The sequence below is a fragment of the Curtobacterium herbarum genome (genome assembly GCF_016907335.1).
GTDB lineage: Bacteria > Actinomycetota > Actinomycetes > Actinomycetales > Microbacteriaceae > Curtobacterium > Curtobacterium herbarum.
The window spans coordinates 2,124,552-2,150,230 of record NZ_JAFBBT010000001.1 but is presented as its reverse complement, the minus strand read 5'-3'; the positions used below and the strand labels follow the sequence as shown (position 1 = coordinate 2,150,230).

Annotated in this window: 21 protein-coding genes; 20 read left to right on the top strand and 1 reads right to left on the bottom strand. The window is 71.4% G+C overall.

Annotated elements, in window-relative coordinates; genetic code table 11:
- Window positions 1-34: 34 nt before the first annotated feature.
- From JOD51_RS10270 to JOD51_RS10180, 19 genes are all read left to right on the top strand, one after another.
- Window positions 35-1,657, top strand: a complete 1,623-nt coding sequence (locus JOD51_RS10270) for a Mur ligase family protein (protein ID WP_204608169.1) — start codon at window positions 35-37, stop codon at window positions 1,655-1,657.
- Window positions 1,654-3,120: a UDP-N-acetylmuramoyl-tripeptide--D-alanyl-D-alanine ligase gene (locus JOD51_RS10265; RefSeq protein ID WP_204608168.1), complete on the top strand. Its 1,467-nt coding sequence runs from the start codon at window positions 1,654-1,656 to the stop codon at window positions 3,118-3,120. Before JOD51_RS10270 ends, JOD51_RS10265 begins: the two co-directional genes overlap by 4 nt.
- Window positions 3,117-4,232, top strand: coding sequence for a phospho-N-acetylmuramoyl-pentapeptide-transferase (gene mraY / locus JOD51_RS10260; RefSeq protein WP_204608167.1), 1,116 nt, complete (start codon window positions 3,117-3,119; stop codon window positions 4,230-4,232). The genes JOD51_RS10265 and mraY overlap by 4 nt, the downstream gene beginning before the upstream one ends.
- Window positions 4,229-5,746, top strand: coding sequence for a UDP-N-acetylmuramoyl-L-alanine--D-glutamate ligase (gene murD, locus JOD51_RS10255; RefSeq protein ID WP_259557157.1), 1,518 nt, complete (start codon window positions 4,229-4,231; stop codon window positions 5,744-5,746). The genes mraY and murD overlap by 4 nt, the downstream gene beginning before the upstream one ends.
- Complete coding sequence (ftsW, locus tag JOD51_RS10250; RefSeq protein WP_204608165.1) at window positions 5,709-7,028, top strand: putative lipid II flippase FtsW; 1,320 nt, start codon at window positions 5,709-5,711, stop codon at window positions 7,026-7,028. The genes murD and ftsW overlap by 38 nt, the downstream gene beginning before the upstream one ends.
- The gene (gene murG, locus JOD51_RS10245; RefSeq protein WP_204608164.1) at window positions 7,025-8,194 is read left to right on the top strand and encodes an undecaprenyldiphospho-muramoylpentapeptide beta-N-acetylglucosaminyltransferase; all 1,170 of its coding nucleotides are present in this window, start codon (window positions 7,025-7,027) and stop codon (window positions 8,192-8,194) included. The genes ftsW and murG overlap by 4 nt, the downstream gene beginning before the upstream one ends.
- Window positions 8,191-9,645: a UDP-N-acetylmuramate--L-alanine ligase gene (gene murC / locus JOD51_RS10240; protein WP_204608163.1), complete on the top strand. Its 1,455-nt coding sequence runs from the start codon at window positions 8,191-8,193 to the stop codon at window positions 9,643-9,645. The genes murG and murC overlap by 4 nt, the downstream gene beginning before the upstream one ends.
- Complete coding sequence (locus JOD51_RS17560; protein WP_204608162.1) at window positions 9,642-10,913, top strand: cell division protein FtsQ/DivIB; 1,272 nt, start codon at window positions 9,642-9,644, stop codon at window positions 10,911-10,913. Before murC ends, JOD51_RS17560 begins: the two co-directional genes overlap by 4 nt.
- 177 nt (window positions 10,914-11,090) lie before the next feature.
- On the top strand, window positions 11,091-12,257 hold the full coding sequence (gene ftsZ / locus JOD51_RS10230) for a cell division protein FtsZ (RefSeq protein ID WP_204608161.1): 1,167 nt from the start codon (window positions 11,091-11,093) through the stop codon (window positions 12,255-12,257).
- Window positions 12,258-12,270: 13 nt separating this feature from the next.
- Complete coding sequence (locus tag JOD51_RS10225) at window positions 12,271-12,996, top strand: YggS family pyridoxal phosphate-dependent enzyme (protein WP_204608160.1); 726 nt, start codon at window positions 12,271-12,273, stop codon at window positions 12,994-12,996.
- Between the two features lie 42 nt (window positions 12,997-13,038).
- Window positions 13,039-13,623, top strand: a complete 585-nt coding sequence (locus JOD51_RS10220; RefSeq protein WP_204608159.1) for a cell division protein SepF — start codon at window positions 13,039-13,041, stop codon at window positions 13,621-13,623.
- Window positions 13,624-13,741: 118 nt separating this feature from the next.
- Entirely contained in the window at window positions 13,742-14,038 is a 297-nt protein-coding gene (locus JOD51_RS10215) for a YggT family protein (RefSeq protein WP_259557153.1), read from the top strand.
- 216 nt (window positions 14,039-14,254) lie between these two features.
- Window positions 14,255-14,935, top strand: coding sequence for a DivIVA domain-containing protein (locus tag JOD51_RS10210; protein ID WP_204608158.1), 681 nt, complete (start codon window positions 14,255-14,257; stop codon window positions 14,933-14,935).
- A 2-nt stretch (window positions 14,936-14,937) separates the two neighbouring features.
- Window positions 14,938-15,603, top strand: a complete 666-nt coding sequence (gene lspA, locus JOD51_RS10205; RefSeq protein ID WP_239539836.1) for a signal peptidase II — start codon at window positions 14,938-14,940, stop codon at window positions 15,601-15,603.
- Entirely contained in the window at window positions 15,600-16,523 is a 924-nt protein-coding gene (locus tag JOD51_RS10200) for an RluA family pseudouridine synthase (RefSeq protein WP_204608157.1), read from the top strand. Before lspA ends, JOD51_RS10200 begins: the two co-directional genes overlap by 4 nt.
- 165 nt (window positions 16,524-16,688) lie before the next feature.
- Window positions 16,689-20,171: a DNA polymerase III subunit alpha gene (gene dnaE / locus JOD51_RS10195; protein WP_239540421.1), complete on the top strand. Its 3,483-nt coding sequence runs from the start codon at window positions 16,689-16,691 to the stop codon at window positions 20,169-20,171.
- Between the two features lie 44 nt (window positions 20,172-20,215).
- Complete coding sequence (hisD, locus tag JOD51_RS10190) at window positions 20,216-21,523, top strand: histidinol dehydrogenase (protein ID WP_204608155.1); 1,308 nt, start codon at window positions 20,216-20,218, stop codon at window positions 21,521-21,523.
- A gap of 12 nt (window positions 21,524-21,535) precedes the next feature.
- On the top strand, window positions 21,536-22,027 hold the full coding sequence (nrdR, locus tag JOD51_RS10185; RefSeq protein ID WP_204608154.1) for a transcriptional regulator NrdR: 492 nt from the start codon (window positions 21,536-21,538) through the stop codon (window positions 22,025-22,027).
- 5 nt (window positions 22,028-22,032) lie between these two features.
- Entirely contained in the window at window positions 22,033-23,091 is a 1,059-nt protein-coding gene (locus JOD51_RS10180; RefSeq protein ID WP_204611070.1) for a quinone-dependent dihydroorotate dehydrogenase, read from the top strand.
- Between the two features lie 382 nt (window positions 23,092-23,473).
- On the opposite strand, the gene JOD51_RS10175 is transcribed toward JOD51_RS10180, so the two are convergent.
- Window positions 23,474-24,049: a DUF3043 domain-containing protein gene (locus tag JOD51_RS10175; RefSeq protein ID WP_204608153.1), complete on the bottom strand. Its 576-nt coding sequence runs from the start codon at window positions 24,047-24,049 to the stop codon at window positions 23,474-23,476.
- Between the two features lie 51 nt (window positions 24,050-24,100).
- Between JOD51_RS10175 and JOD51_RS10170 the strand changes: the two genes are divergently transcribed.
- A complete protein-coding gene (locus tag JOD51_RS10170; RefSeq protein ID WP_204608152.1) occupies window positions 24,101-25,579 on the top strand; it encodes a dipeptidase in 1,479 nt (492 codons plus the stop codon).
- The last annotated feature ends 100 nt before the right edge of the window (window positions 25,580-25,679 follow it).

Genomic DNA, 25,679 nt, shown 5'->3' with positions numbered 1-25,679 from the left:
CCGACCCGTCCACGTGGTGAGGAAGAAGGAGCACTTGTCAGCACGGATCCCCCCGGTCCTCCGGCCCGAACACCCGACCCCGCGGCCGGTCGCCGAACTCGCGAACGCCTTCGGGCTCCGGGTCGTCGGGTCGCTCGACGGCGTCGAGACGACCGGCGTCACCCTGAGCGCCGCCGAGGTGCAGCCCGGTGACCTGTTCGTCGGCGTCCACGGTGCGAACCGCCACGGTGCCGAGTTCGCCGCCGACGCCGCCGAGCGCGGTGCCGTCGCCGTCCTGACCGACGCCGACGGTGTGGCCGTCGCCGAGGCCTCCGGTCTGCCCGTGCTGGTCGTCGACGACCCGCGGGCAGCGCTCGGGGACGTCTCCGCGTGGGTGTACCGCACGAACCCGGACGAGGCCGAGCTGCCGCAGCTCTTCGCCGTCACCGGGACGAACGGCAAGACCAGCACCTCGTACATCCTCGAGGGCATCCTCAAGCAGCTCGGCCTGGTCACCGGCCTGAGCTCGACCGCCGAGCGCCACATCGGCCAGCTCAGCGTCACCAGCCGGCTCACCACGCCCGAGGCCAGCGAGATGCACGCGCTCCTCGCCCGGATGCGCGAGAGCGAGGTCCGCGCCGTCGCCGTCGAGGTCAGCGCCCAGGCCCTCAGCCGGCACCGCGTCGACGGCATCGTCTTCGACGTCGTGGCGTTCACGAACCTCAGCCACGACCACCTCGACGACTACGCCGACATGGAGGAGTACTTCCAGGCGAAGCTCCCGCTGTTCCAGCCGGAGCACGGCCGTCGTGGTGTCGTCTCGCTCGACACCGACTGGGGCCACCGCGTCGTCCAGGACTGCCGGATCCCGGTGACCACCATCACCGTGCACCCCGACGTCGAGGCCGAGTGGCACGTCGACATCGTGGCGTCCCACGCCGCCTACACCGAGTTCCGCCTGACCGGACCGGAGGGCCGCGAGCTCACCACCCGCGTCCCGCTGATCGGCTGGCACATGGCAGCGAACGCCGCACTCGCCATCGTGATGCTCGTCGAGGGCGGCTTCGAACTCGGCGCGATCGCGCACGCGCTCGAGACGAACCACCGCACCTACGCCGACGAGCGCGACGGCACCGTCGTCAGCGCCATCGAGTGCTACCTGCCCGGCCGCACCGAGCGCGTCTCCGGCAACTCCGGGCCGAGCGTCTACGTCGACTTCGGGCACAGCCCCGACGCCTTCCTCAACACCCTCGCCGCGGTGCGCCAGTTCACGCCGGGCAAGGTCGTCATGCTCTTCGGCGCCGATGGTGACCGCGACACGACGAAGCGTGCCGACATGGCCCGTGTCGCGGCCGAGGGCTCCGACATCCTCGTCGTCACCGACCACCACCCTCGGTTCGAGGACGCCGCGTCGATCCGGAAGACCCTGGTCGACGCCGCCCGTGCCGCCCTGCCGGAGCACGAGATCCACGAGGTGAGCCCGCCCGAGGCGGCCATCCGTGCCGCCGTCGCCCTGGTCGGCGAGGGCGACTCGATCCTCTGGGCCGGCCCCGGTCACCAGGACTACCGCGACATCCAGGGCGTCCGGACGCCGTACTCGGCCCGCGACGAGGCCCGCGCGGCGCTCCGCGAGGCCGGCTGGGAACCCAACTCCGGCCCGGCGGAGGACGTGCGATGATCGCCCTCACCCTCGCCGAGATCGCCGCCGCGGTCGACGGCGAGCTCGTCCGCGGTGCCGCCGACACGACCGTCGACGGCTCGGTGGAGACCGACTCGCGCCTCGTCGGGGACGGCAGCGTCTTCTTCGCCCTGCTCGGGGAAGAGACCGACGGCCACCACTTCGTGCCGTCCGCCGCGACCGCCGGTGCCGCACTGGTCATCACCGAACGCCCCGTCGACCTGCCCGAGGACTCCGCCACCGCCCAGATCGTCGTCGCCGACGGGTACGCCGCGCTGGCCGCCCTCGCCCACGAGGTCGTCGCGCGCGTCCGTGCCGGCGGATCGCTCCGCGTGGTCGGCATCACCGGCTCGAACGGCAAGACCAGCACGAAGAACATGCTCCGCACGATCCTGTCCCGGGTCGGCGAGACCGTCGCGCCCGAGGGCTCGTTCAACAACCACGTCGGTGCACCGATCTCGATGCTCCGGATCACGGCCAACACCCGCTTCCTCGTCGTCGAGATGGGCGCGAGCGGCATCGGACACATCGCCAAGCTCGTCCGGATCGCCGAGCCGGACGTCGGCGTCGTCCTCAAGGTCGGGCTCGCCCACGCCGGTGAGTTCGGCGGGATCGAGGCGACCGAACGCGCGAAGTCGGAGATGGTCACCGACCTGCCGACGACCGCGGTCGCCCTCCTCAACGTCGACGACGACCGTGTCGCGCGGATGCGCGAGCGCACCGCTGCACGCGTGGTCGGCTTCGGCACGTCCGCCGGGGCGGACTACCGCATCAGCGGGGTCACCACGGACCGCGAGGGCACCCGCTTCACGCTCACCGCGCCTCCCGTCGGCGACGCCGCGCCCGCACCCGACGACGCGACGGGAGGCCCGTCCGACGTCCTCGAGACCGTCGACGTCCGCCTCGCCATCCTCGGCGAGCACCACGCGATGAACGCGGCCGCCGCCCTGACGGTGGCGCACCTCTGGGGTGTGCCGCTCGCCGACGGCGCCGAGGCGCTCGCGTCGATGACGCGCGCCGAGCGCTGGCGCATGGAGCTGCTGCAGGGTCCCGACGGTGTCACCGTCATCAACGACGCGTACAACGCCTCGCCCGACTCGACCGCCGCCGCACTGCGGACGCTCGCGCAGGTCGTCCGACCGGGGGAGCGCACCGTCGCCGTCCTCGGCGAGATGGCCGAGCTCGGTGAGTTCTCGGTGGAGGAGCACGACACCATCGGGCGGCTCGTCGTCCGACTGAACATCGGCCAGCTCGTGGTCGTCGGCCGCGGCGCCATGGCCATCCACCAGGCCGCCACCCTCGAAGGGTCGTGGGACGGCGAGTCCGTGTTCATCGAGGACGTCGACGACGCCGTCCGTGCCCTGCAGGAGCTCGTGCGTCCGGGTGACGTCGTCCTGGTCAAGTCCTCGAAGTCGGCCGGGCTGCGGTTCCTCGGCGACCGCCTCGGAGGTGTCCCCGAATGATCGCGCTCCTCGTCGCCGGCGCTGTGTCGCTGGTGTTCACACTGCTGCTCACGCCGCTGTTCATCAAGCTGTTCCACCGACTCGGGTGGGGCCAGTTCATCCGTGACGACGGTCCGAAGTCGCACCACACCAAGCGCGGCACCGCCACCATGGGCGGCATCGTCCTCATCCTCGGCGCGGTGCTCGGCTACTTCGTCGGACACCTGGTCGGCCGGGACCCGGTGACGCTCTCCGGGCTGCTCGTCCTGTTCCTCATGGTCGGGCTCGGGGTCGTCGGGTTCGTCGACGACTTCCTGAAGGTCCGTCGGCAGCGCAGCCTGGGGCTCGGCGGGTGGGCGAAGATCCTCGGCCAGGTCATCGTCGGCGTGGTCTTCGCCACGATCGCCCTCGTCGTCCCCGCCGGCAGCGGCAAACCGCCGGCGTCCACGATGATCTCGGCGATCCGGGACATCCCGTGGCTCGACTTCATGGCGCTCGGCACCGTCATCGGGACGGTCCTGTTCCTGGCGTGGATCGTGCTCCTGACCGTGTCGACCTCGAACGGCGTCAACGTCGCGGACGGGCTCGACGGCCTGGCCACCGGGTCGAGCATCCTGGCGATCGGTTCCTACGTCATCATCGGGTTCTGGCAGTCGAACCAGATCTGCGGCGGCATCCGGATCGACGAGAACACGAAGCACGCCTGCTACACCGTCACCGACCCGCTCGACCTGGCGGTCGTCGCGGCCGCGGTCTGCGGTGGGCTGATCGGCTTCCTCTGGTACAACACCTCGCCGGCGCAGATCTTCCTCGGCGACACCGGGTCCCTCGGGCTCGGCGGCGCGCTGGCCGGGCTCGCGATCCTCAGCCGCACCGAGCTGCTGCTCGTCCTGATCGGTGGCCTGTTCTTCATCGTCACCGGGTCGGTCATCCTGCAGCGGGCGTACTTCAAGATCACGCACGGCAAGCGCATCTTCCGGATGAGCCCCCTGCACCACCACTTCGAGCTCAAGGGCTGGGCCGAGGTGACCGTCGTCGTCCGGTTCTGGATCATCGCGGGGCTCTGCGTCGCGGCCGGGGTCGGACTGTTCTACCTGGAGTGGATCGCACGAGTCCAGGGAGCGAACGGGTGAACGGTCTCGACAGCTGGTACTCCGAGGGCTGGAAGGGGCTGCGGGTCGCCGTGCTCGGCCTCGGTGCCACCGGGTTCTCGGTGGCCGACACCCTCGCCGAGCTCGGCAGCGACGTCGTCGTGTACTCGACCGACGCCCCCGCCGACAGCGTCGAGCTCCTCGACGTCATCGGTGCCCGCTTCGTGCAGACGCCGCTCGACACGGTGCCGGCGGAGCTCGTCGAGCAGGCACCCGACCTGGTCGTCGTGTCCCCGGGCCTCCCGCCGCACAACGCGACCGTCGTCTGGGCGCACGAGCACGGCCCGGTCTGGGGCGACGTCGAGCTCGCCTGGCGGGTCCGCGACAAGGTCGTGAAGGGCCCGGTGGCCGCCCCCTGGGTGACGATCACCGGCACGAACGGCAAGACCACCACGACGCAGCTGACCACCGCGATGTACGCCGCCACCGGGCTCCGCGCCGTGGCCTGCGGCAACATCGGCGTGCCGGTGCTCGACGTGGTCCGCGACCCGGAGGGCTTCGACGTCCTGGTCGTCGAGCTCTCCAGCCACCAGCTGCACTCGATGGCGACCGAGGGGCCGGGCGCCGTCGTGCCGCTCGCCTCGGCCTGCCTGAACATCGCCGACGACCACCTGGAGTGGCACGGATCCGCCGAGGCCTACCGGGCCGCGAAGGCGAAGGTGTACGAGCGCACCGTCCTGGCCTGCGTCTACAACACCGCCGACGACGTCACCCGCCGCATGGTCGAGGACGCCGACGTGGTGGAGGGCTGCCGCGCGGTGGGCTTCTCGCTCGGTGTACCCGCTCCCGGTGACGTCGGGGTCGTCGAGGACGTGCTCTGCGACCGGGCGTTCGGCGAGGACCGCCGGAACAGCGCGCTCGAGCTCGCCACCGTCGCGGACCTCGAGACCGCCGGGCTCGACAGCCCGCACATGACCGCCAACGTCCTGGCCGCCGCCGCCCTGGCCCGCGCCGGGTCCGTCCCGCCGAGCGCGATCCGCTCCGCGGTGCAGGCCTTCCGCGCCGACCACCACCGCACCGAGTCGGTCGCCAGCGCGGACGGCATCGCCTGGGTCGACGACTCGAAGGCGACGAACCCGCACGCCGCCACGGCCTCGCTGTCGGCGTTCGACTCCGTGGTCTGGATCGTCGGCGGGCTCTTCAAGGGCGTCGACATCGACGGACTGGTCGAGCGCTTCGGTCCGGCGGTCCGTGGCGTCGTCGTGATCGGCACCGACCGGACCCCCGTCCTGGAGGCATTCGCACGACACGCGCCCACGGTCCCGGTCCTGCAGGTGGAAGCGCTGGACACTGATCAGGTCATGCCCGAGGCGGTCCGGCATGCCGCATCGGTCGCGAGGCCGGGCGACACGGTCCTCCTCGCCCCGGCCGCCGCGTCCTTCGACCAGTTCGGTTCCTACGCCGACCGGGGCGAACGTTTCGCGGCAGCGGTCCACGAGCACCTGGGAGGCGACGCCGATGGCGACACCGACGGATCTGCCGACGCACGGTCGTAGCGCCCGAGCCCGTGCCGGCGCAGCGGGAGCCGCAGCCGGAGCCCGCGTGAGCTCCGGGGTGGACGGTGCCCGACGCCGCTCGAACGGCGCGGTCGTGGCCGTGAAGAACGTCTTCGTGGCCGAGTCCACGACGTTCTACACGATCCTCGGCGTCACCCTCTTCCTCGTCGTCTTCGGCGTCGTGATGGTCCTGTCGTCGTCGAGCGTGGAGGAGTACCGCTACAAGCACGGCTTCTTCGGCGCCTTCACGAAGCAGGGCCTGTACGCGTTGATCGGCGTGCCGCTGATGCTCGTGGTGAGCCGGTTCTCCGCAGAGTTCTGGCGCCGCTGGGCGATGCGGATCCTCGGCGCCGGGCTCGTCCTGCAGCTGCTGGTGTTCAGCCCGCTCGGCATCTCGGTGCAGGGCAACCGGAACTGGATCGGCATCGGCGGGTTCACCGCGCAGCCGTCCGAGATCCTCAAGCTCGCGCTCGTGCTCGGCATCGGCGCGGTGCTGTTCCGGAAGCGCGAGAAGCTGCACGACTGGCGTGAGGTCTTCATCCCCGTGGGGCTCGCGACGGCCGTCTCGATCGGCCTCGTGCTGGTCGGTGGCGACCAGGGCACCGCGATGATCATGATGATCCTGGTCTTCGGCAGCCTGTTCGTCGGCGGCGTGCGGCTGCGGCACCTGGCGGTCGGAGTCGCGGCGATCGCGGTCATGCTGCCGGTCGTGACCATGGCCTCCAGCTCCCGCCAGTCCCGCATCACCGCCTGGCTCTCCGGGTGCACCGACTCGAACCAGGCGCAGGACCTCTGCTGGCAGCCCGTGCACGGCATGTGGGCGCTGGCGTCCGGCGGTGTCTTCGGCGTCGGCCTCGGCAACTCGAAGCTGAAGTGGTCGTGGCTGCCGGAGGCGGACAACGACTACATCTTCGCGATCGTCGGCGAGGAGCTCGGTCTGATCGGCGCGGTCGTCGTCCTGGCCCTGTTCGTCGTCCTGGCGATCGGCATGGTCCGGATCATCCGCCTGTCGCCGGACCCCTTCGTCCGCACCGTCACCGGCGGCGTCCTCGCCTGGGTGATCGGGCAGGCACTCGTCAACATCGCGGTCGTCCTCGGACTCCTGCCGGTGCTCGGGGTGCCGCTCCCACTCATCTCGGCCGGTGGATCGGCGCTGATCATGACGCTCGTCGCCATCGGCGTCGTGCTGTCCTTCGCCCGTGACCTGCCCAGCCGTTCCGGCAGCGGCGCGCGCACCACCACCGTCCCGGAGCCCGGGACGCGGAACGGAGCCCTGCGGTGAGCCGCTTCCTCTTCGCCGGCGGCGGGACCGCCGGCCACGTGAACCCCCTGCTCGCGGTGGCCGACCGGCTGACCCAGCGGTCCCCGGAGGACGAGGTCCTGGTCCTCGGCACCGCCGAGGGGTTGGAGGCTCGGCTCGTCCCGATGCGCGGGTACGAACTCGTGACGATCCCGCGCCTGCCGTTCCCGCGGAAGCTCAACGGCGCCGCGCTGCGGTTCCCCGGCGCCTTCTGGTCGGCGGTGCGCCGGACGGAGCGGATCATCCGCGAGCGTGAGATCACCGCCGTCCTCGGGGTCGGCGGTTACGCGGCCGCGCCGGCGTACCTCGCGGCGAAGCGCACCGGCACACCGATCGTCGTGCACGAGCAGAACGCGAAGCCGGGCCTGGCGAACCGGATGGCCGCCGTCCTGACGAAGCACGTGGGCGTGACCTTCTCGAACACGACGCTGCCGCACTCCCGCGTCGTCGGGATGCCCCTGCGCCGTGAGATCGAGCGCCTCGACCGTCGTGCCGAGCGGGCGGCGGGCTTCGCCGAGTTCGGTCTCGACCCGGAACGTCCGGTGCTGCTCGTCACCGGTGGCTCGTCGGGTGCGCGGAGCATCAACCGCACCGTCAACCAGGCCGCGGCGACGATCCTCGGGGCCGGCTGGCAGATCCTGCACGTCGTCGGCGGCGCGTCGGACATCGGGCCGAGCGACCTGGACGGCTACCACGTGCTGCCGTACTGCGACCGGATGGACCTGGCGTACGCGGCGGCGGACTTCGTCGTCTCGCGCTCCGGGGCGGGCATGGTCTGCGAGCTCACCGCCGTCGGCCTGCCGAGCGTCCTGGTGCCGTACCCGGTCGGCAACGGCGAGCAGCGGCACAACGCCCGCGACGTGGTCGCCGCCGGAGGAGCGGTGCTCGTGGCCGACCAGGAATTCACGCCGGAGTGGATCACGTTGCAGCTGCTGACGATGCTGGAGGACCGTGCCGGCATCGCGGACATGGCCGTCCGGTCCGGCAGCGTCGGACACCGCGACGGCGCCGACCGGATGACGGAGCTCGTCCTGAGCGCGGCCCGCACGAGCGGGCGCCGCAGCGGCAGCAGTGGCACCGGCAGCAGTGGCACCAGCAGCAGCGACAGCAGCAGCACCCGCTCCACCAGCACCACGGAGGAACCATGACCATCAAGCCGGACCTCACCCAGCCGATCCCGGACGACCTGGGCACGGTGCACTTCGTCGGCATCGGCGGGTCCGGCATGAGCGGCATCGCCCGGATGTTCCTGGCCGCCGGGCACCGGGTCACGGGCAGCGACTCCCGCGAGACCGCGACGACCGGCCGGATGCGCGAGCTCGGTGCCGAGGTCCGGATCGGGCACGACGCCGTGAACGTCGGCGACGCGGACACGATCGTCGTCACGAGTGCGCTGTGGCCGGACAACCCCGAGCTCCTCGAGGCGCAGCGTCGCGGGCTGCCGGTGCTGCACCGGTCGCAGGCCCTGGCGGCGCTGATCTCCGAGCACCGCCTGGTCGCCGTCGCGGGTGCGCACGGCAAGACCACCTCGACGGGCATGATCGTGACCGCGCTGGTCGAGCTGGGCCTCGACCCGAGCTTCGTCAACGGCGGCGTCATCCAGTCCCTCGGCACGAGTTCGGCACCGGGCAGCAGCGACCTGTTCGTCGTCGAGGCGGACGAGTCCGACGGCTCCTTCCTGCTCTACGACGTCGCGATCGCCCTGATCACGAACGTCGACCCGGACCACCTGGACCACTACGGCAGCGAGCAGGCCTTCATCGACGCGTTCGTCGAGTTCGCCGCGAAGGCCCGCGAGCGGGTCGTCGTCTCGAGCGACGACGCCGGTGCGGTCCGGGTCACCGAGGGCCTCCGTACCCGTCCGGACGCCCCCGAGATCGTCACCTTCGGCGAGGCCGAGGACGCCGACGTCCGCATCGAGCGCGTCACCGAGGGCGCCGGGGTCACGGTCGACCTGCGCTGGGGCGGGGCGTCGCACCACATCGCCCTGCGTGTCCCGGGCCGGCACAACGCCGTCAACGCCGTGGGCGCCTTCGCGGTGCTCGTCGGCCTGGGCGTCGAACCGGCCGACGCGGTCCGCGGCATCGAGGCCTTCGGCGGCACCGAGCGGCGCTTCGAGCTGCACGGGGTCGAGCGCGGTGTCTCGGTGTACGACGACTACGCCCACCACCCGACCGAGGTCGCCGCGGCGCTGCACGCCGCCCGCGACGTGGTCGGTGCCGGCCGGATCATCGCGATCCACCAGCCGCACCTGTACTCGCGGACGCGGCTGATGGCGGCGGACTTCGCGAAGGTCTACGAGGACCTGGCCGACCACACGGTCGTGCTCGACGTCTACGGCGCCCGCGAGGACCCGGAGCCCGGCGTCACCGGCGCCCTGGTGCAGGAGCGCTTCGCCGACCAGGCGCGCGTCGACTACCTGCCGGACTGGGCCGAGGCCTCGGCCCGCGCGGCTGCGGTCGCCCGTGACGGCGACATCATCATGACCCTGAGCTGCGGCGACGTGTACCGGATCATCCCGCAGGTCCTCACGGCGCTGCAGGACGAGCCCGCCGCCGACCTGCACACCTCTGGCGACGCCGGAGCCGCAGGCCGGTGAAGCGCCCCGAGGGCTTCGACGACCGGGCCGGGGCCGACGAGCGGTCCACCGATCCGGACACGCCCGACGGCACGGCCCGCTCCGGTCGTCCGGCGCGCGGCGGCGGCTTCCGCTCGGCACTGAGCGGCGCCCGGGAGGCCCGGCGTGCCGCCCGCACGTCGGCTCCCCGTGACGACGTGGCCGCGTCCACCCCCGCGTCCGACGTCGATCCGCTGGACGCCCTCCTGCCCGACCTGCCGGAGGTCGACCTCACGGAGGACGACCGGACGGCGGACGCCCGCCTGACCGCCCCGGTCCCGCTGGACCGGCACCGCACCGGCACCGTCGCGACCGGTGGCGACGTGACGGAGCCGGGCCGGGCCTCCCGTCCGGCCGCGACGCGCACCACCGGCACGGACGCGCACACCGACGCGCACGACGCGACCGACGCCTCGGTGTCCGCCCACGTGCCGCACGAGACCCCGATCGGCGCCCGTGCCCGCGCGGCCGAGACCGCCCGTGAGGCGCGCATCGCCCGCAAGCGGCGTCGCCTGCTCGAGCGTGCCGAGGTCCGTCGGTTCACCCGACGCTCCCGGTACCGCCGCGCGGCGTGGACCACGGCGGGCGGTGTCGTCGTCGTGCTCGTCGCCTCGATCCTGGTCGCGGTGTTCTCGCCGCTGATGGCGCTGCAGCGGATCGAGGTGCAGGGCACCGACCGGGTCGACGCGGCCGAGGTCCGATCGGCGCTGTCCGGTCAGATCGGCACGCCGCTCGCCCGCATCGACCTCGACGAGGTGAAACGGCGGATCGCCGGCTTCCCGCTCATCGAGAGCTACGTGACCGAGGAGGAACCGCCGCACACCCTCGTGGTCACCGTCACCGAGCGGACGCCGGTCGTCGCGGTGCAGTCGGGGAAGTCGTTCGACCTGGTCGACCCGGCCGGCATCGTCGTGCAGTCGACGACGAAGCGCCCGAGCGGCATGCCGGTGGCGGACATCGGGCGGGCGAAGCTCGGCAGCACGGTGTTCCGGACCATGACCGAGGTCGTGCTGGCGATGCCGGCGAGCGTCCGCGAACAGGTGTCGGGCATCTCGGCCTCGACCTCGGACGACGTGACGCTGACCATGGGCGACGGGTCGAGCGTGGTGTGGGGGAGCCCGGACGAGTCCCCGGCGAAGGCGACCCTGCTCGCCGCCCTCGTCAAGGACCACGCGGCGCGCGACAAGGACTCGAAGGTCGAGTACGACGTGTCGGCGCCGGACAACGGCATCATCCGCCCGCAGGGGTGACCGTCCGCCGAGCGGACGCGGCGGCGACACGATCTGCGCCGCGATCGGCGACACGCGGCGTGGCGGGTCGTCAGCAGCAGGACGGCACCCGTAGCGTCGGGGCCAGCACCATTCGTAGCAGCTAGAACTCTGAACTTCAAGCACAGGTTGAGGGTTTTGACCGGAGGCCGGACAGACGTGACCACGAACCACAACTACCTCGCCGTCATCAAGGTGGTCGGTGTCGGCGGCGGCGGTGTCAACGCCGTCAACCGCATGATCGAGCTCGGACTCCGCGGCGTCGAGTTCATCGCCATCAACACCGACGCACAGGCGCTCCTCCTCAGCGACGCCGACGTCAAGCTCGACGTGGGACGCGAGATCACCCGCGGCCTCGGAGCCGGCGCCGACCCCGAGGTGGGTCGCCGCGCCGCCGAGGACCACGCGGAGGAGATCGAGGAAGCCCTCGCCGGCGCCGACATGGTCTTCGTCACCGCCGGTGAAGGTGGTGGTACCGGGACCGGTGGCGCCCCCGTCGTCGCGCGCATCGCGAAGTCGATCGGCGCCCTGACCATCGGTGTCGTCACGAAGCCGTTCGGCTTCGAGGGCAAGCGCCGTCAGTCCCAGGCCGAGAACGGCGTCGCGAGCCTCAAGGACGAGGTCGACACGCTCATCGTCGTGCCGAACGACCGCCTGCTCGAGATCTCCGACCGCGGCATCTCGATGGTCGAGGCCTTCGCCACGGCCGACCAGGTGCTCCTCGCCGGTGTCCAGGGCATCACGGACCTCATCACGACCCCGGGCCTGATCAACCTCGACTTCGCCGACGTCAAGAGCGTCATGCAGGGTGCCGGCTCGGCGCTCATGGGCATCGGCTCCTCGCGGGGTGCCGACCGGGCGATCAAGGCGGCCGAGCTCGCCGTCGCGTCGCCGCTGCTCGAGGCCTCGATCGACGGCGCGCACGGTGTGCTGCTGTCGATCCAGGGTGGGTCGAACCTCGGCATCTTCGAGATCAACGACGCGGCCCGCCTCGTGCAGGAAGCCGTGCACCCCGAAGCGAACATCATCTTCGGTGCGGTCATCGACGACACCCTCGGTGACGAGGTCCGCGTCACGGTCATCGCCGCCGGCTTCGACGGTGGCGAGCCGTCGCAGCAGGGGCACCAGGAGCGTCGCTCGAGCTACGTCGACCCGGACGCCGGCGCCACCGTGCCCGTCACCACCGGTTCGTCCAGCCGCATCGAGGACTCCGGCCACTCGACCCCGTCGTGGGCGTCGCAGGAGCACGAGCCGCCGGCGCAGCGCGCCGCCGACCCGGCCTTCGACGACGACGACGAGCTCGACGTCCCCGACTTCCTGAAGTGAGCCGTCCGCGCACGTGAGTGACGCCGACCAGCGTGAGCCGAGCCTCCCGTCCGACACCGGACTGGAGGCTCGGCTCGCGTCCGTCCGCGCGGGCATCGCCGACGCGGCCCGCGCCGCCGACCGCTCCGTCGACGAGCTGACGCTCGTCGTCGTCACGAAGTACCACCCGGCCGCCCTGGTCCGCCAGCTCGCCGCACTCGGGGTCACCGACGTGGGGGAGAACCGGCACCAGGAGGCGCAGGCGAAGGCAGCGGAACTCGAGGACCTCGGCCTGACCTGGCACTTCGTCGGGCAGCTGCAGTCGAAGAAGGCCCGGCAGGCCCGTCGGTACGCCCACGTCGTGCAGTCGCTCGACCGGGCGAGCGTGGTCGATGCCTTCGCGCCGACCGAGACCGAGCCGGACCCCCGCGTCCTCGACGGCTTCGTGCAGGTGAACCTCACCGACGACCCGGGTCGCGGCGGGGTCGTGCCGGACGACGTCGACGCCCTGGCCGAGCGGGTCCTGGCCACCGGGACCCTGCGCCTCCGGGGTGTGATGGCGGTCGCGCCGCTCGACGAGGAGCCCCGCGCGGCCTTCGCCCGACTCCGTGCGATCTCCGAGCGGGTGCGCCTGATCGACCCCGCGGCGACCGACATCTCGGCCGGCATGAGCGGCGACTACGCCGAGGCCGTCGCCGAGGGCGCGACACACCTGCGGATCGGGAGCGCAATCACCGGGAATCGCCCCGCCGCACCATAGCCTCGACGCAGGGCATCAACGAGCACGACTCCCGGAGGAACCATGGCCAACCCGCTGAAGAAGACGATGGTCTACCTCGGCCTCGCCGACGAGGAACTCGAGTACGAGGACGAGCAGCAGGCCGCGCCGACGCAGGCGCGCCAGCAGGCTCCGGCCCCGGCAGCGCAGCAGGAGGCCCCGGCCGCCGCAGCGCCCGCTGCCGCCCCGGCCGCCGCCGCACCCGTGGCCGCCGCTCCGGCCGCCGCCCCCGCGAAGCCCCAGCACACCACACAGCGCGGCGCGCAGGTCACCCCGCTCCGCCGCGCACACACGACCGCACAGAAGGCGACCCCGGTCCAGGAAATGAACGAGATCCTCACCGTCCACCCGCGCGAGTACAAGGACGCCCAGTCCATCGCCGAGAGCTTCCGTGACGGCATCCCCGTCATCATCAACCTCTCGCAGATGACCGAGGGCGACGCCCGCCGGATGATCGACTTCGCCAGCGGCCTGTCGCTCGGCCTGTACGGCAAGATCGAGCGCGTCACGAACAAGGTCTTCCTGCTCTCGCCCGCGCACATCGCAGTGAGCGGTGAGCCTGCTGAGGTAGAGTCCGACATCGAGGCGAACTTCTTCGCCCAGTCCTGAGCCGCCCCCGCGGTACGGGTGTCCCACGGGCACCCGGACGACCGCTCGGCACCCAGGCCCACCCGCCCCGTGACCGGTGCCACCCGGCCCCGGTCACACGAGACGAGCGAGCCGAACCGTGTTCATCTTCACGATCCTCTCCTTCCTCCTCACGCTCTACTTCTTCGTGATGTGGGGGCGTTTCATCCTCGACATGGTCCAGGCGTTCAACCGCTCCTGGCGCCCGCAGCGTGCGCTGCTCGTCGTGGCGGAGTTCGTCTACACGATCACCGACCCACCGATCAAGGCGGTGCGACGTGTCCTCCCGCCGCTCCGGCTCGGGCCCGTCGCGCTCGACTTCGGCTGGACGATCGTGATGCTCGTCGTGATCATCCTGCGGGTCGTCGTCAACTCGTTCGCGCTCCGCTTCATCTGATCCCTCGGCCGCCCGGGCACCCGGCCGGCACCACCGCGACACGCGCCACGCGGGCCACCGACACGGTTCGGTGCCGCCCTCGGTGTACGGTGGTCGGGATCGATGTCCTGCCCTGGCGGGACATCCGCACCGGGACCCCGGCTGGTACCTTCAGCACGGACGGTCCAGCAGGGCCCCCGGTTCCACACGTTCAGCAGTTCTATTGAGGTGACGGCAATGGCTTTGACGCCGGAAGACGTAGTCAACAAGCGGTTCCAGCCGACCAAGTTCCGCGAGGGCTACGACCAGGACGAGGTCGACGACTTCCTCGACGAGATCGTGGCCGAGCTGCGTCGCCTGAACCAGGAGAACGAGGAGCTGCGTCAGCGCCTCGAGTCGGCCGACTCCGCGCCGTCGCTCGTCAAGAACGACGAGCCCGCGCCGGCCCCGACCCCCGAGCCGACGCCGGTCGCCGCCGCTCCGGAGCCCGCACCGGTCGCCGCTGCTGCTCCGGCCACCACGGTGAACCCGGACGAGGACACCGAGGGCACCACGAACCTCCTGACGCTCGCACGTCGTCTCCACGAGGAGCACGTCCGCGAAGGCGTCGAGAAGCGCGATGCACTCATCGCCGAGGGCCAGGCCCAGGCCGCCCGCCTCGTGTCCGAGGCCGAGGCCAAGCAGCGCCAGGTCCTCGCCGACACCGAGAACCAGAACCGCCAGCGCGTCGCGGTGCTCGACCAGGAGCGCACGCAGCTCGAGGGCAAGATCGACGAGCTCCGCACGTTCGAGCGCGACTACCGTGCGCAGCTCAAGAGCTACATCCAGAGCCAGCTCGCCGAGCTCGACTCGTCTGCCAGCACCGAGCAGTCCGGCTTCGCGCCGGCCCCGGCCTCGGCGCAGGGCTTCGGCAACTGACGTTGGACCGACCCGTCCCACGAGCGAAGGTCAGTGCACGCGCTATCGCGGCACTGGCCTTCGCCGCTGTCGTGGTGGTGACGCTCGACCAGGTCACGAAGGCCCTCGTCGTCGCGAAGCTGCCCGAGGGCGTCGTCGTCCCGGTGCTCGGCAGCGCCCTGCAGTTCCTGTCGGTGCGGAACCCCGGTGCGGCGTTCTCCTTCGCGGTGAACATGACGTGGGTCTTCTCGCTCATCTCCGCCGCGGTCGTCGTCGCGATCATCGTGTACGCACGGCGCATCCGGTCGATGTGGTGGGCGATCGTCCTCGGCATGTTGCTGGGCGGCGCGCTCGGCAACCTGACCGACCGACTGTTCCGTGAACCGGGCTTCGGTCGCGGACACGTCGTGGACTTCATCTCGACGCCGTGGATGATGCCGGCGATCTACAACGTGGCGGACTCGTTCATCTGCGTGAGCATGGTCGTCTTCGTGCTGCTCGTGATCCTCGGGGTGAACCTCGACGGCACACGGGCCGTCTCCGAGAAGCGCCAGCGTGCGATGGCCGAGGCCGAGTCCCAGGCGAGCGACGCCGCCGTCCCCGCGTCGGGGACCGCCACCGACGGGACGGACACGAACCGTGCCTCCCGTCCGGCCGCCGACGGCCCGCTCGGGCACGACGCGACGTGAGCGAGCAGCGACAGCTGCCCGTCCCGGACGGGCTCGCCGGTGAGCGTGTCGACGCCGCCATCGCCAAGCTCCTCGGGTTCAGCCGGTCCTTCGCGGCCGACGTCGTCGCCGCCGGCGGTGTCCGCGTCGACGGCGTCGTCGCCGAGAAGTCCGACCGGCTGCACGCCGACGCCTGGCTCGAGGTCGAGTGGGCACCGAAGGAACCGCCGCGCATCGTGCCGGTCGTGGTGCCGGGCATGACGGTGGTGCACGACGACGAGGACATCGTCGTCGTCGACAAGCCCGTCGGTGTCGCCGCGCACCCGTCGCCCGGGTGGGACGGCCCGACCGTCCCCGGTGGCCTGGCCGCCGCGGGCTTCACGATCGCGACGTCCGGTGCGGCCGAACGCGCCGGCATCGTGCACCGACTCGACGTCGGCACCTCCGGGCTGATGGTCGTCGCGAAGACCGAGCTCGCCTACACGCACCTGAAGCGGGCGTTCAAGGAGCGGACGGTCGAGAAGGTCTACCACGCCCTCGCCCAGGGGCACCCGGACCCGTCCTCCGGCACCGTCGACGCCCCGATCGGCCGGCACCCCTCCAGCGACTGGAAGTTCGCGGTCACCGCGGACGGCAAGCCGAGCGTGACGCACTACGCGACCCTCGAGGCGTTCCGGTCGGCGACCCTGCTCGAGGTGCACCTGGAGACCGGGCGAACCCACCAGATCCGCGTGCACATGGCGGCGACCCGGCACCCGCTGGTCGGCGACACGATGTACGGCGCGGACCCGGTGCTCGCCGAGGAACTCGGGCTCACGCGGCAGTGGCTCGACGCGGTCCGGCTCGGCTTCGCGCACCCGCGCACGGGGGACTGGGTCGAGTTCCAGGCGTCGTACCCGGACGACCTGCAGCTCGCGCTCGACCGCATCCGCGCGGCCTGAGGGACGGGCGCGCCGGGCGGCCACGCCGGCGTCGGGAGCGACACGCTCGGGATCGTCGTGGGTCGCGGTTAGGCTGTCCACACCCCACCGCAGACCGTACGAACCGGAGGTTCCGTGTCGGATTCCGACTCCTTCGTCCACCTGCACGTGCACAGCGAGTACTCGATGCTCGACGGTGCCGCCAGGCTCTCCGACCTCGTGGCGGAGACCGCCGCGCAGGGCATGCCGGCCGTGGCGGTGACGGACCACGGCAACATGTTCGGTGCCTTCGAGTTCTGGAAGACCGCGAAGGCCGGCGGGGTGAAGCCGATCATCGGGACCGAGGCGTACATCACGCCCCGCACGCACCGCACCGACAAGACCCGTGTGCGCTGGGGCGACGGCGGTGGCGACGACGTCTCCGGTTCGGGCGCCTACACGCACATGACGATGTTCGCCGAGGACACCACCGGCATGCACAACCTGTTCCGGTTGTCGTCGCGGGCGTCGATCGAGGGCTACTACTTCAAGCCCCGCATGGACATCGAGCTGCTGCAGGAGTACCACCAGGGCATCATCGCGACGACGGGCTGCCCCTCGGGCGAGATCCAGACGCGCCTGCGCCTCGGGCAGTACGACGAAGCCGTGCAGGCGGCCGCCGACTACCGCGACATCTTCGGCAAGGAGAACTACTTCGCCGAGGTGATGGACCACGGCCTCGAGATCGAACGTCGCATCATGAGCGACCTGATCCGGCTCGCCAAGGACCTCGACATCCCGCTCGTCGGCACGAACGACCTGCACTACACGCACGCCCACGACGCCACCTCGCACGCGGCCCTGCTCTGCGTGCAGTCCGGCTCGACGCTGAACGACCCGAACCGGTTCAAGTTCGACGCCGACGAGTTCTACCTGAAGACCCCGGCGCAGATGCGGCACGTCTTCCGCGACAACCTCGAGGCCTGCGACAACACGCTGCTCATCGCCGAGCGGTGCAACGTCGAGTTCGACACCACGGCCAACTACATGCCGAAGTTCCCGGTGCCCGAAGGCGAGACCGAGCACTCCTGGTTCGAGAAGGAAGTGGCGAAGGGGCTGGAGTACCGGTACCCGGACGGCATCTCGACCGAAGTCCAGGAGCGCGCCGACTACGAGGTCGGCATCATCAACCAGATGGGGTTCCCGGGCTACTTCCTGGTCGTCGCGGACTTCATCAACTGGTCGAAGAACAACGGCATCCGCGTCGGACCCGGCCGTGGTTCCGGCGCCGGCTCGATGGTCGCGTACGCGATGCGCATCACCGACCTGGACCCGATCCGGCACGGGCTGATCTTCGAGCGCTTCCTCAACCCGGACCGCGTCTCGATGCCCGACTTCGACGTCGACTTCGACGACCGGCGCCGCGGTGAGGCGATCAAGTACGTCACCGAGAAGTACGGGTCCGAGCGCGTCGCGCAGATCGTCACGTACGGCACGATCAAGGCCAAGCAGGCGCTGAAGGACTCCTCGCGCGTCCTCGGCTTCCCCTTCGGCATGGGCGAGAAGCTCACCAAGGCGATGCCGCCGCCCGTGATGGGCAAGGACATCCCGCTCACCGGGATCTTCGACAAGGACCACCCGCGCTACAAGGAAGCCGTCGACGTCCGCACCGTCGTCGAGACCGACCCCGAGGCGAAGACGGTCTTCGACACCGCCCTGGGGCTCGAGGGGCTGAAGCGGCAGTGGGGCGTCCACGCGGCCGGCGTCATCATGTCGAGCGACCCGCTGATCGACATCATCCCGATCATGAAGCGGGAGCAGGACGGCCAGATCGTCACGCAGTTCGACTACCCGGCAGCGGAGTCGCTCGGCCTGATCAAGATGGACTTCCTGGGGCTCCGCAACCTCACGATCATCAGCGACGCCCTCGACAACATCAAGACCAACCGCGGGATCGACCTGGACCTCGAGCACATGGGGCTCGAGGACCCCGAGGCCTACGCCCTGCTGCAGCGCGGCGACACCCTCGGCGTGTTCCAGCTCGACGGCGGGCCCATGCGCGGGCTCCTCCGCCTGATGAAGCCCGACAACTTCGAGGACATCTCCGCACTCATCGCCCTGTACCGCCCGGGGCCCATGGGTGCGAACTCGCACACCAACTACGCGCTCCGCAAGAACGGCGAGCAGGCGATCACGCCGATCCACCCGCAGCTCGAAGAGCCCCTGGCGGAGATCCTCGGCGGCACCTACGGCCTGATCATCTACCAGGAGCAGGTGATGGCGATCGCGCAGAAGGTCGCCGGCTTCTCGCTCGGCCAGGCGGACATCCTCCGTCGCGCGATGGGCAAGAAGAAGAAGTCCGAGCTGGACAAGCAGTACGCCGGCTTCCACCAGGGCATGATCGACAACGGCTACGGCGAAGCGGCGATCAAGACGCTGTGGGACATCCTGCTGCCGTTCTCCGACTACGCGTTCAACAAGGCGCACTCCGCCGCGTACGGCGTGGTGTCGTTCTGGACCGCGTACCTGAAGGCGCACTACCCGGCCGAGTACATGGCCGCGCTGCTCACCAGTGTCGGCGACGCCCGCGACAAGCTGGCGCTGTACCTCAACGAGTGCCGCCGGATGGGCATCAAGGTCATGCCGCCGGACGTCAACGAGTCGATCGGGTTCTTCGCCGCCGTCGGCGACGACATCCGCTTCGGCATGGGCGCGATCCGGAACGTCGGCTTCAACGTCGTCGACGACATCGTCGCCGCCCGCAAGGAGAAGGGCGCGTTCGAGTCCTTCCACGACTTCCTCCGCAAGATCCCGATCTCGTCGGCGAACAAGCGGACCGTCGAGTCGCTCATCAAGGCCGGCGCCTTCGACGAGTTCGGCGACAGCCGCCGGGCCCTCGTCGAGATCCACGAGGGCGCGGTCGAGGCCGCCGTGAAGGTCAAGCGTGACGAGGCCCACGGCAACGTCGGCTTCGACTTCGACTCGCTGTTCGCCGAGGTCGCCGAGGAGCACCCGGCGTCCCTCACGGTGTCGCAGGTGCCGGAGCGGCCGGAGTGGTCCAAGCGCGACAAGCTGGCGTTCGAGCGGGACATGCTCGGGCTCTACGTCTCCGACCACCCACTGGCCGGGCTCGAGATCGAGCTCGCCAAGCACCAGTCGATCACCATCGCCGACCTGCTCGCCGCCGACGACTCGATCGAGGGCGAGACCGTCACCGTCGCCGGACTGCTGACCAGCGTGCAGCACCGGGTGGCGAAGACGAGCGGCAACCCGTACGGCATCGTCGACGTCGAGGACTTCGGCGGTCAGATCGGCGTGATGTTCCTGGGCAAGACGTACCAGGAGTTCGGGCCGTCCCTGGTGGCGGACTCGATCGTCGTCCTGCGTGGCCGGGTCAACGTCCGTGACGACGGCAAGGCGCTGCACGCGGTGAGCATGTTCCAGCCGAACGTCGGCGACGCGATGGGCTCCGGGCCGCTGACGCTGTCGCTGCCCGAACGGCAGGCCACCACGCAGACGGTGACCGAGCTGGCCGCCGTCCTCGGGCGGCACCAGGGCGACACCGAGGTGCGGTTGACGCTCCTCAAGGACGACGTGGCCCGGACGTTCGAGCTGCCGTTCCCGGTGAACCTGACGCCGGACCTGTTCGGGGAGCTGAAGAGCCTGCTCGGGCCGCGCTGCCTGGTGTAGCGGGGTCCGGGCCGGTCGGCGGTCCTCGGTACGATGGACGCCTCATGATGCAGCGAATCGACCTCCGCGGCGGGCTCCCCGGCCGCGCCGAACTCCTCCGACTCATGCCGCGTGCGGCGGGCGACGTCGGGCACGCGGTGGACGCGGCACGGGTGCTCGTCGACGACGTCCGTGACCGTGGTGCCGAGGCGCTCCGTGAGCAGGCCGAACGCTTCGACGGGGGCGCGCCCGAGCACGTCCGGGTGCCCGCCGCCGAGATCGACGCCGCCGTCGCCGGACTGGCGCCGGAGCTCCGCGCCGCGCTCGACGAGGCGATCCGCCGCGTCCGTGCCGCGAGCGCCGCGCAGGTCCCGTCGCCGTCGGTGACGACCCTCGCCGACGGGGCCGAGGTGCACCAGCGCTGGCAGCCGATGCGCCGCGTCGGGCTCTACGTGCCCGGTGGCAAGGCCGTCTACCCGTCGAGCGTCGTCATGAACGTCGTGCCCGCGCAGGTCGCCGGCGTCGGGTCGATCGCGCTCGTGTCCCCGCCGCAGCGTGCCCACGGCGGCGCGGTGCACCCGACGATCCTCGCCGCGGCCGGGCTCCTCGGTGTGCAGGAGGTCTACGCGATGGGCGGTGCCGGCGCGGTCGGCGCCCTGGCCCACGGCGTGGCGGAGATCGGTCTCGAGCCCGTCGACCTGGTCACCGGCCCGGGCAACAACTACGTCGCCGCCGCCAAGCGTCTGGTGCGCGGCATCGTCGGCATCGACTCCGAGGCGGGTGCCTCGGAGATCCTCGTGATCGCCGACGACACCGCCGACGCCGGCAACGTCGCGGCCGACCTCATCAGCCAGGCCGAGCACGACGAACAGGCCGGCAGCGTCCTCGTCACGACGTCGGCCGCGTTCGCCGATGCGGTGGAGGCGGCGATCCCGGAACGGACGGCGGTGCTCGGGACGGCTGCGCGCCTCCAGACCGCCCTGGACGGGCCGCAGTCCGCGATCGTCCTGGTGGACTCGCTGACCGACGCCGCCACCGTGAGCAACGCCTACGGGCCGGAGCACCTCGAGATCCAGACGGCCGACGACGACGCGGTGCTCGCCGACATCGACGCCGCGGGCGCGGTGTTCGTCGGACCGGACACACCGGTCAGCCTGGGGGACTACGTCGCCGGGTCGAACCACGTCCTGCCGACCGGCGGCCAGGCACGGTTCGGGTCGGGGCTGTCTGCGTCGACGTTCCTCCGCCCGCAGCAGGTGATCCGGTACACGGCGGCCGCCCTGGCCGAGGTCGCGCCGCACATCGTCGCGCTCGCCACCGAAGAGCAGCTGCCGGCGCACGGTGCCGCCGTGTCCGAGCGCACGAACCGCTAGCCTGAGGGCGCCATGTTCTGCCCCTTCTGCCGCCACCCGGACTCCCGTGTCGTCGACTCCCGGACGAGCGACGACGGAACCTCCATCCGCCGACGCCGCCAGTGCCCGAACTGCGGACGGCGGTTCTCGACGACCGAGACCGCGTCGTTGAACGTGGTGAAGCGCAACGGCGTCCTCGAGCCGTTCAGCCGCGAGAAGATCATCTCCGGTGTGCGGAAGGCCTGCCAGGGCCGCCCGGTCACGGACTCGGACCTCGCGGTGCTCGCACAGCGGGTCGAGGAGATCGTCCGGTCCTCCGGCGCGAGCCAGATCGAGGCGAACGACATCGGCCTGGCCATCCTCAGTCCGCTCCGCGAACTCGACGAGGTCGCCTACCTGCGGTACGCCAGCGTCTACCAGGCGTTCGACTCGCTCGAGGACTTCGAGGACGCCATCGGCCAGCTCCGCATCGACCACCACACTGCGACCGGCGCCGACCGTGCCGCGGACGGCGCCAGCGCGTGAGCGGCATGGAGACCCTGGTCCGTACCGGGTACGGGGTCGTGTTCCGGAACGTCTTCGCGAAGATGGACCCCGAGCGGGCCCACCACATCGCCTTCGCGGTGATCCGCCTGCTGCCGCTCGTGCCCGTCGTCGGCCGGGCCGTCGAGCGGTCTGCCCGACCCGCGGCCGAGGACGGCATCACCACGATGGGGATCCACTTCCCGTCCCGCTTCGGCCTGGCCGCCGGGTTCGACAAGGACGCCCGCGCGATCGCCGGGCTCGGTGTGCTCGGGTTCGGGCACGTCGAGGTCGGCACGATCACGGCGCGTGCCCAGCCCGGCAACGAACGCCCCCGACTGTTCCGACTGATCGCCGACCGCGCGCTCATCAACCGGATGGGCTTCAACAACCACGGAGCCGTCAAGGCCGCCGGCCGCCTGGAACGCGCCCGCCGCAACCCCGGCCGCCCGGTCATCGGCGTGAACATCGGCAAGAGCCGCGTCGTCTCCGTCGAGGACGCTATCGAGGACTACCTCGAGTCCACCCGCCTGCTCGCCCCGTTCGCCGACTACCTGGCCGTCAACGTGAGCTCGCCGAACACGCCAGGCCTCCGCGGACTGCAGGAGCTCGACCAGCTGCGGCCACTGCTCGCCGCCGTGCACGAGGCGGCCGGCCGGACCCCGGTGCTCGTGAAGATCGCCCCGGACCTGACCGACGAGCAGATCGACGCGATCGCCGGGCTCGCGGTCGACCTCGGGCTCGCCGGGGTCATCGCGACGAACACGACGATCGAGCGCACCGGGCTCTCGACGCCCGACGCCGAGGTCCAGGCGATGGGCGCCGGCGGACTCTCCGGTGCGCCGCTCGGGGACCGCTCGCTCGCGGTCCTGCGCCGCGTCCGCGCTGCGGTCCCGGCCGGGTTCTGCGTCATCGCGGTCGGTGGGGTCACGTCCGAGGCCGACGTCCAGGCCCGGATCGCCGCCGGCGCCACGCTGGTGCAGGGGTACACGGCGTTCCTCTACGAGGGGCCGACCTGGGCGATGCGCATCAACCGGCTGCGGCGGAAGCGCCTGCGGCGTCGCTGAGGCCGCGCCTGGCAAGTGTCCCTGCGGCGGCGCGTCGTGGGGTGGCGTGGCCCGGTGGTGGCCGGCGTCGGCGTCTCGGTGCGACGCTGCGCTGTCTGCGAGACGCCGCGATCTGCGTGTGACACCGCGGGATCTGTCGGCGTCTCGTGCACGCGTCGGCGTCTCAAGCACTCGGCGGCGTCTCGTGCACGCGGCGGCGTTCGGGCGGGAGGCCCGTGGCCAGGCCGCCACGTCCCTCCCGTCCGGCAGACGGCCGCGCGACACCGGCGTCGCGCCACCGCACGACGCGCCACAGGCGACAGCGACGCACGCGACAGTGCCACGTGCAACAGCGCCGCCGACCCGGAGGTCGACGGCGCTGCAGTGCTCGAGCGGAGTTCGGTCAGAGGGTCGGGTGCTGCCCGCGCTTGACCTGCGGCTTCGGCAGGCGGAGGAACCGCAGCTGCCACGCACGGGTGAGGATGTAGAGGAAGTTCCCGCGCTGGAAATCCTGGCCCGCGGCGGCGAACTTGCGGCGCAGCATGAACCAGAGCACCGCGCAGTCGAGGACGAACAGCAGCACGAACGCCCAGACGAACAGCAGGGAGTACGAGGCAGCAGCGGTCTGCGCGGCGAGGAAGCCGACGAGCAGGAAGAGGATGAGCACCGGCATCATGACCTCTCCCACGTTCCAGCGGGCATCGATCGTGTTGCGGATGAAACGACGCTGCTCGCCGCGGTCCTTCGCCGGCAGGTAGCGTTCTTCGCCGTTCGCCATGCCGACCCGGGCACGCTCGCGGTCGCTGTTCAGGCGGGTCCGCGCGGCCTTCTTGTCCGCCGGGGTGCTGCCGACGATCGGACGCTTGTTGGCGGCTTCACGTTCACGGCGCGACGGCGTGGGGCGACCCTTGCCGTGCGCGACGAGCTCGTCGTCGGCCGGGTTCACGGTCACGTTGGTCTTGGGGGTTGCCTTCGCCACGGTCGTTCCTAACGGCGCTCTGCGTGCTGGTCGTCCTCTAGATTACCGGCCATGACCGACACCGAGAAGCACACCTCCGCAGCGGGGCCCCACGCGCCCGCGACCGACCCCGCCCTGCTGGCGGCGCTGCGCGAGCACGTGCACGGCGCGCTGCCCGCCACGATCGCCGACCTGTCCGCGCTCGTGCGCATCCCGTCGGTGTCCTGGTCGGCCTTCGACCCGGCGCACGTGCGTCGGAACGCGGAGGCCGTGGCCGAGCTGGTGCGCTCGACCGAGGTGTTCGACGAGGTCCGGATCCTGCGGTCCGCGGTCGAGGGCGACACGCCCGCCGACGCCGACACGGTGGCGCCGGGGGAGGAGACCGTCGAGCTCGGGCAGCCCGCGGTCCTGGCGGTGCGGCCGGCGCGGAACGGCAAGCCGACCGTGATGCTCTACGCCCACCACGACGTCCAGCCGCAGGGCGACGACGCGCTGTGGGAGACCCCGCCGTTCGAGCCGACCCTCCGCGGCGACCGGCTGTACGGGCGCGGGGCCTCGGACGACAAGGCCGGCGTGATGACCCACGTCGCCGCACTCCGGGCCGTGCACGCGCAGTTCGGCGACGACCTGGACATCGGCATCGTGCTGTTCATCGAGGGGGAGGAGGAGTTCGGCTCCCGTTCGTTCCGGACCTTCCTCCGCGAGCAGCGTGCGCACCTGGCCGCCGACGTCATCGTGGTGGCCGACAGCGACAACTGGTCGACCGAGGTGCCGGCCATCACCGTCTCACTCCGCGGCAACACCACGTTCAAGCTCACGGTGACGACGCTCGAGCACGCCAGCCACAGCGGCATGTACGGCGGCGCCGCCCCCGACGCGATGATGCCGATGGTGCGCCTCCTGGCCTCGCTGCACGACGACGACGGCGCGGTCGCCGTCGCCGGGCTGACGGCGCACGACGCGCCGGTGCCCGAGCGGTCCGAGGCGGACTTCGCGACCGAGGCCGCCCTGGTCGAGGGTGCACGACCGGTCGGCACCGGCCCGGTGCTGTCGCGGATGTGGTTCCAGCCGTCGGTGACCGTCACCGGCCTCGACGTCCCGAGCGTCGCGAACGCCTCGAACACGCTGATCCCGACGGTGTCGGCCCGCGTCTCGGTCCGGGTCGCCCCGGGCCAGGCAGCGACCGAGGCCTTCGCCGCGGTGGAGGCGCACCTGCGGCAGCACGTCCCCTTCGGTGCCCGGATGGAGATCACCGAGGTCGACGCCGGCGACGGCTTCCTGGTCGACGCGACCGGGTGGGCCGTCCAGGAGGCACGCACCGCGATGTCCGAGGGCTGGGGCGCGGACCCCGTGGAGCAGGGCATCGGCGGGTCGATCCCGTTCGTGTCCGACCTGGCCGCCGAGTTCCCGGAGGCCCAGATCCTGGTCACCGGCGTCGAGGACCCCGACACGCGAGCGCACAGCCCGAACGAGTCGCAGCACCTCGGCGTGCTGCACCGCGCGATCGTCTCGGAGGCGATCCTCCTGGCACGTCTGCAGGGCCGGGCGTGACGGTCGTCCTCGGCGGCCCGTCCTCCACAGGTGCTGGGTCCGGACCCCGTTGGTCGGTGCACGTGCTTAGAATCGACGCGACGGCCGGTGAACGACACCG

Excerpts from the sequence above, each read along its gene's own strand:
- JOD51_RS10265 (WP_204608168.1), top strand. The coding sequence starts at position 1,654 with ATGATCGCCCTCACCCTCGCCGAGATCGCCGCCGCGGTCGACGGCGAG.
- mraY (WP_204608167.1), top strand. The coding sequence starts at position 3,117 with ATGATCGCGCTCCTCGTCGCCGGCGCTGTGTCGCTGGTGTTCACACTG.
- ftsW (WP_204608165.1), top strand. The coding sequence starts at position 5,709 with ATGGCGACACCGACGGATCTGCCGACGCACGGTCGTAGCGCCCGAGCC.
- murC (WP_204608163.1), top strand. The coding sequence starts at position 8,191 with ATGACCATCAAGCCGGACCTCACCCAGCCGATCCCGGACGACCTGGGC.
- JOD51_RS10220 (WP_204608159.1), top strand. The coding sequence starts at position 13,039 with ATGGCCAACCCGCTGAAGAAGACGATGGTCTACCTCGGCCTCGCCGAC.
- JOD51_RS10210 (WP_204608158.1), top strand. The coding sequence starts at position 14,255 with ATGGCTTTGACGCCGGAAGACGTAGTCAACAAGCGGTTCCAGCCGACC.
- dnaE (WP_239540421.1), top strand. The coding sequence starts at position 16,689 with ATGCTCGACGGTGCCGCCAGGCTCTCCGACCTCGTGGCGGAGACCGCC.
- hisD (WP_204608155.1), top strand. The coding sequence starts at position 20,216 with ATGATGCAGCGAATCGACCTCCGCGGCGGGCTCCCCGGCCGCGCCGAA.
- nrdR (WP_204608154.1), top strand. The coding sequence starts at position 21,536 with ATGTTCTGCCCCTTCTGCCGCCACCCGGACTCCCGTGTCGTCGACTCC.
- JOD51_RS10180 (WP_204611070.1), top strand. The coding sequence starts at position 22,033 with ATGGAGACCCTGGTCCGTACCGGGTACGGGGTCGTGTTCCGGAACGTC.
- JOD51_RS10170 (WP_204608152.1), top strand. The coding sequence starts at position 24,101 with ATGACCGACACCGAGAAGCACACCTCCGCAGCGGGGCCCCACGCGCCC.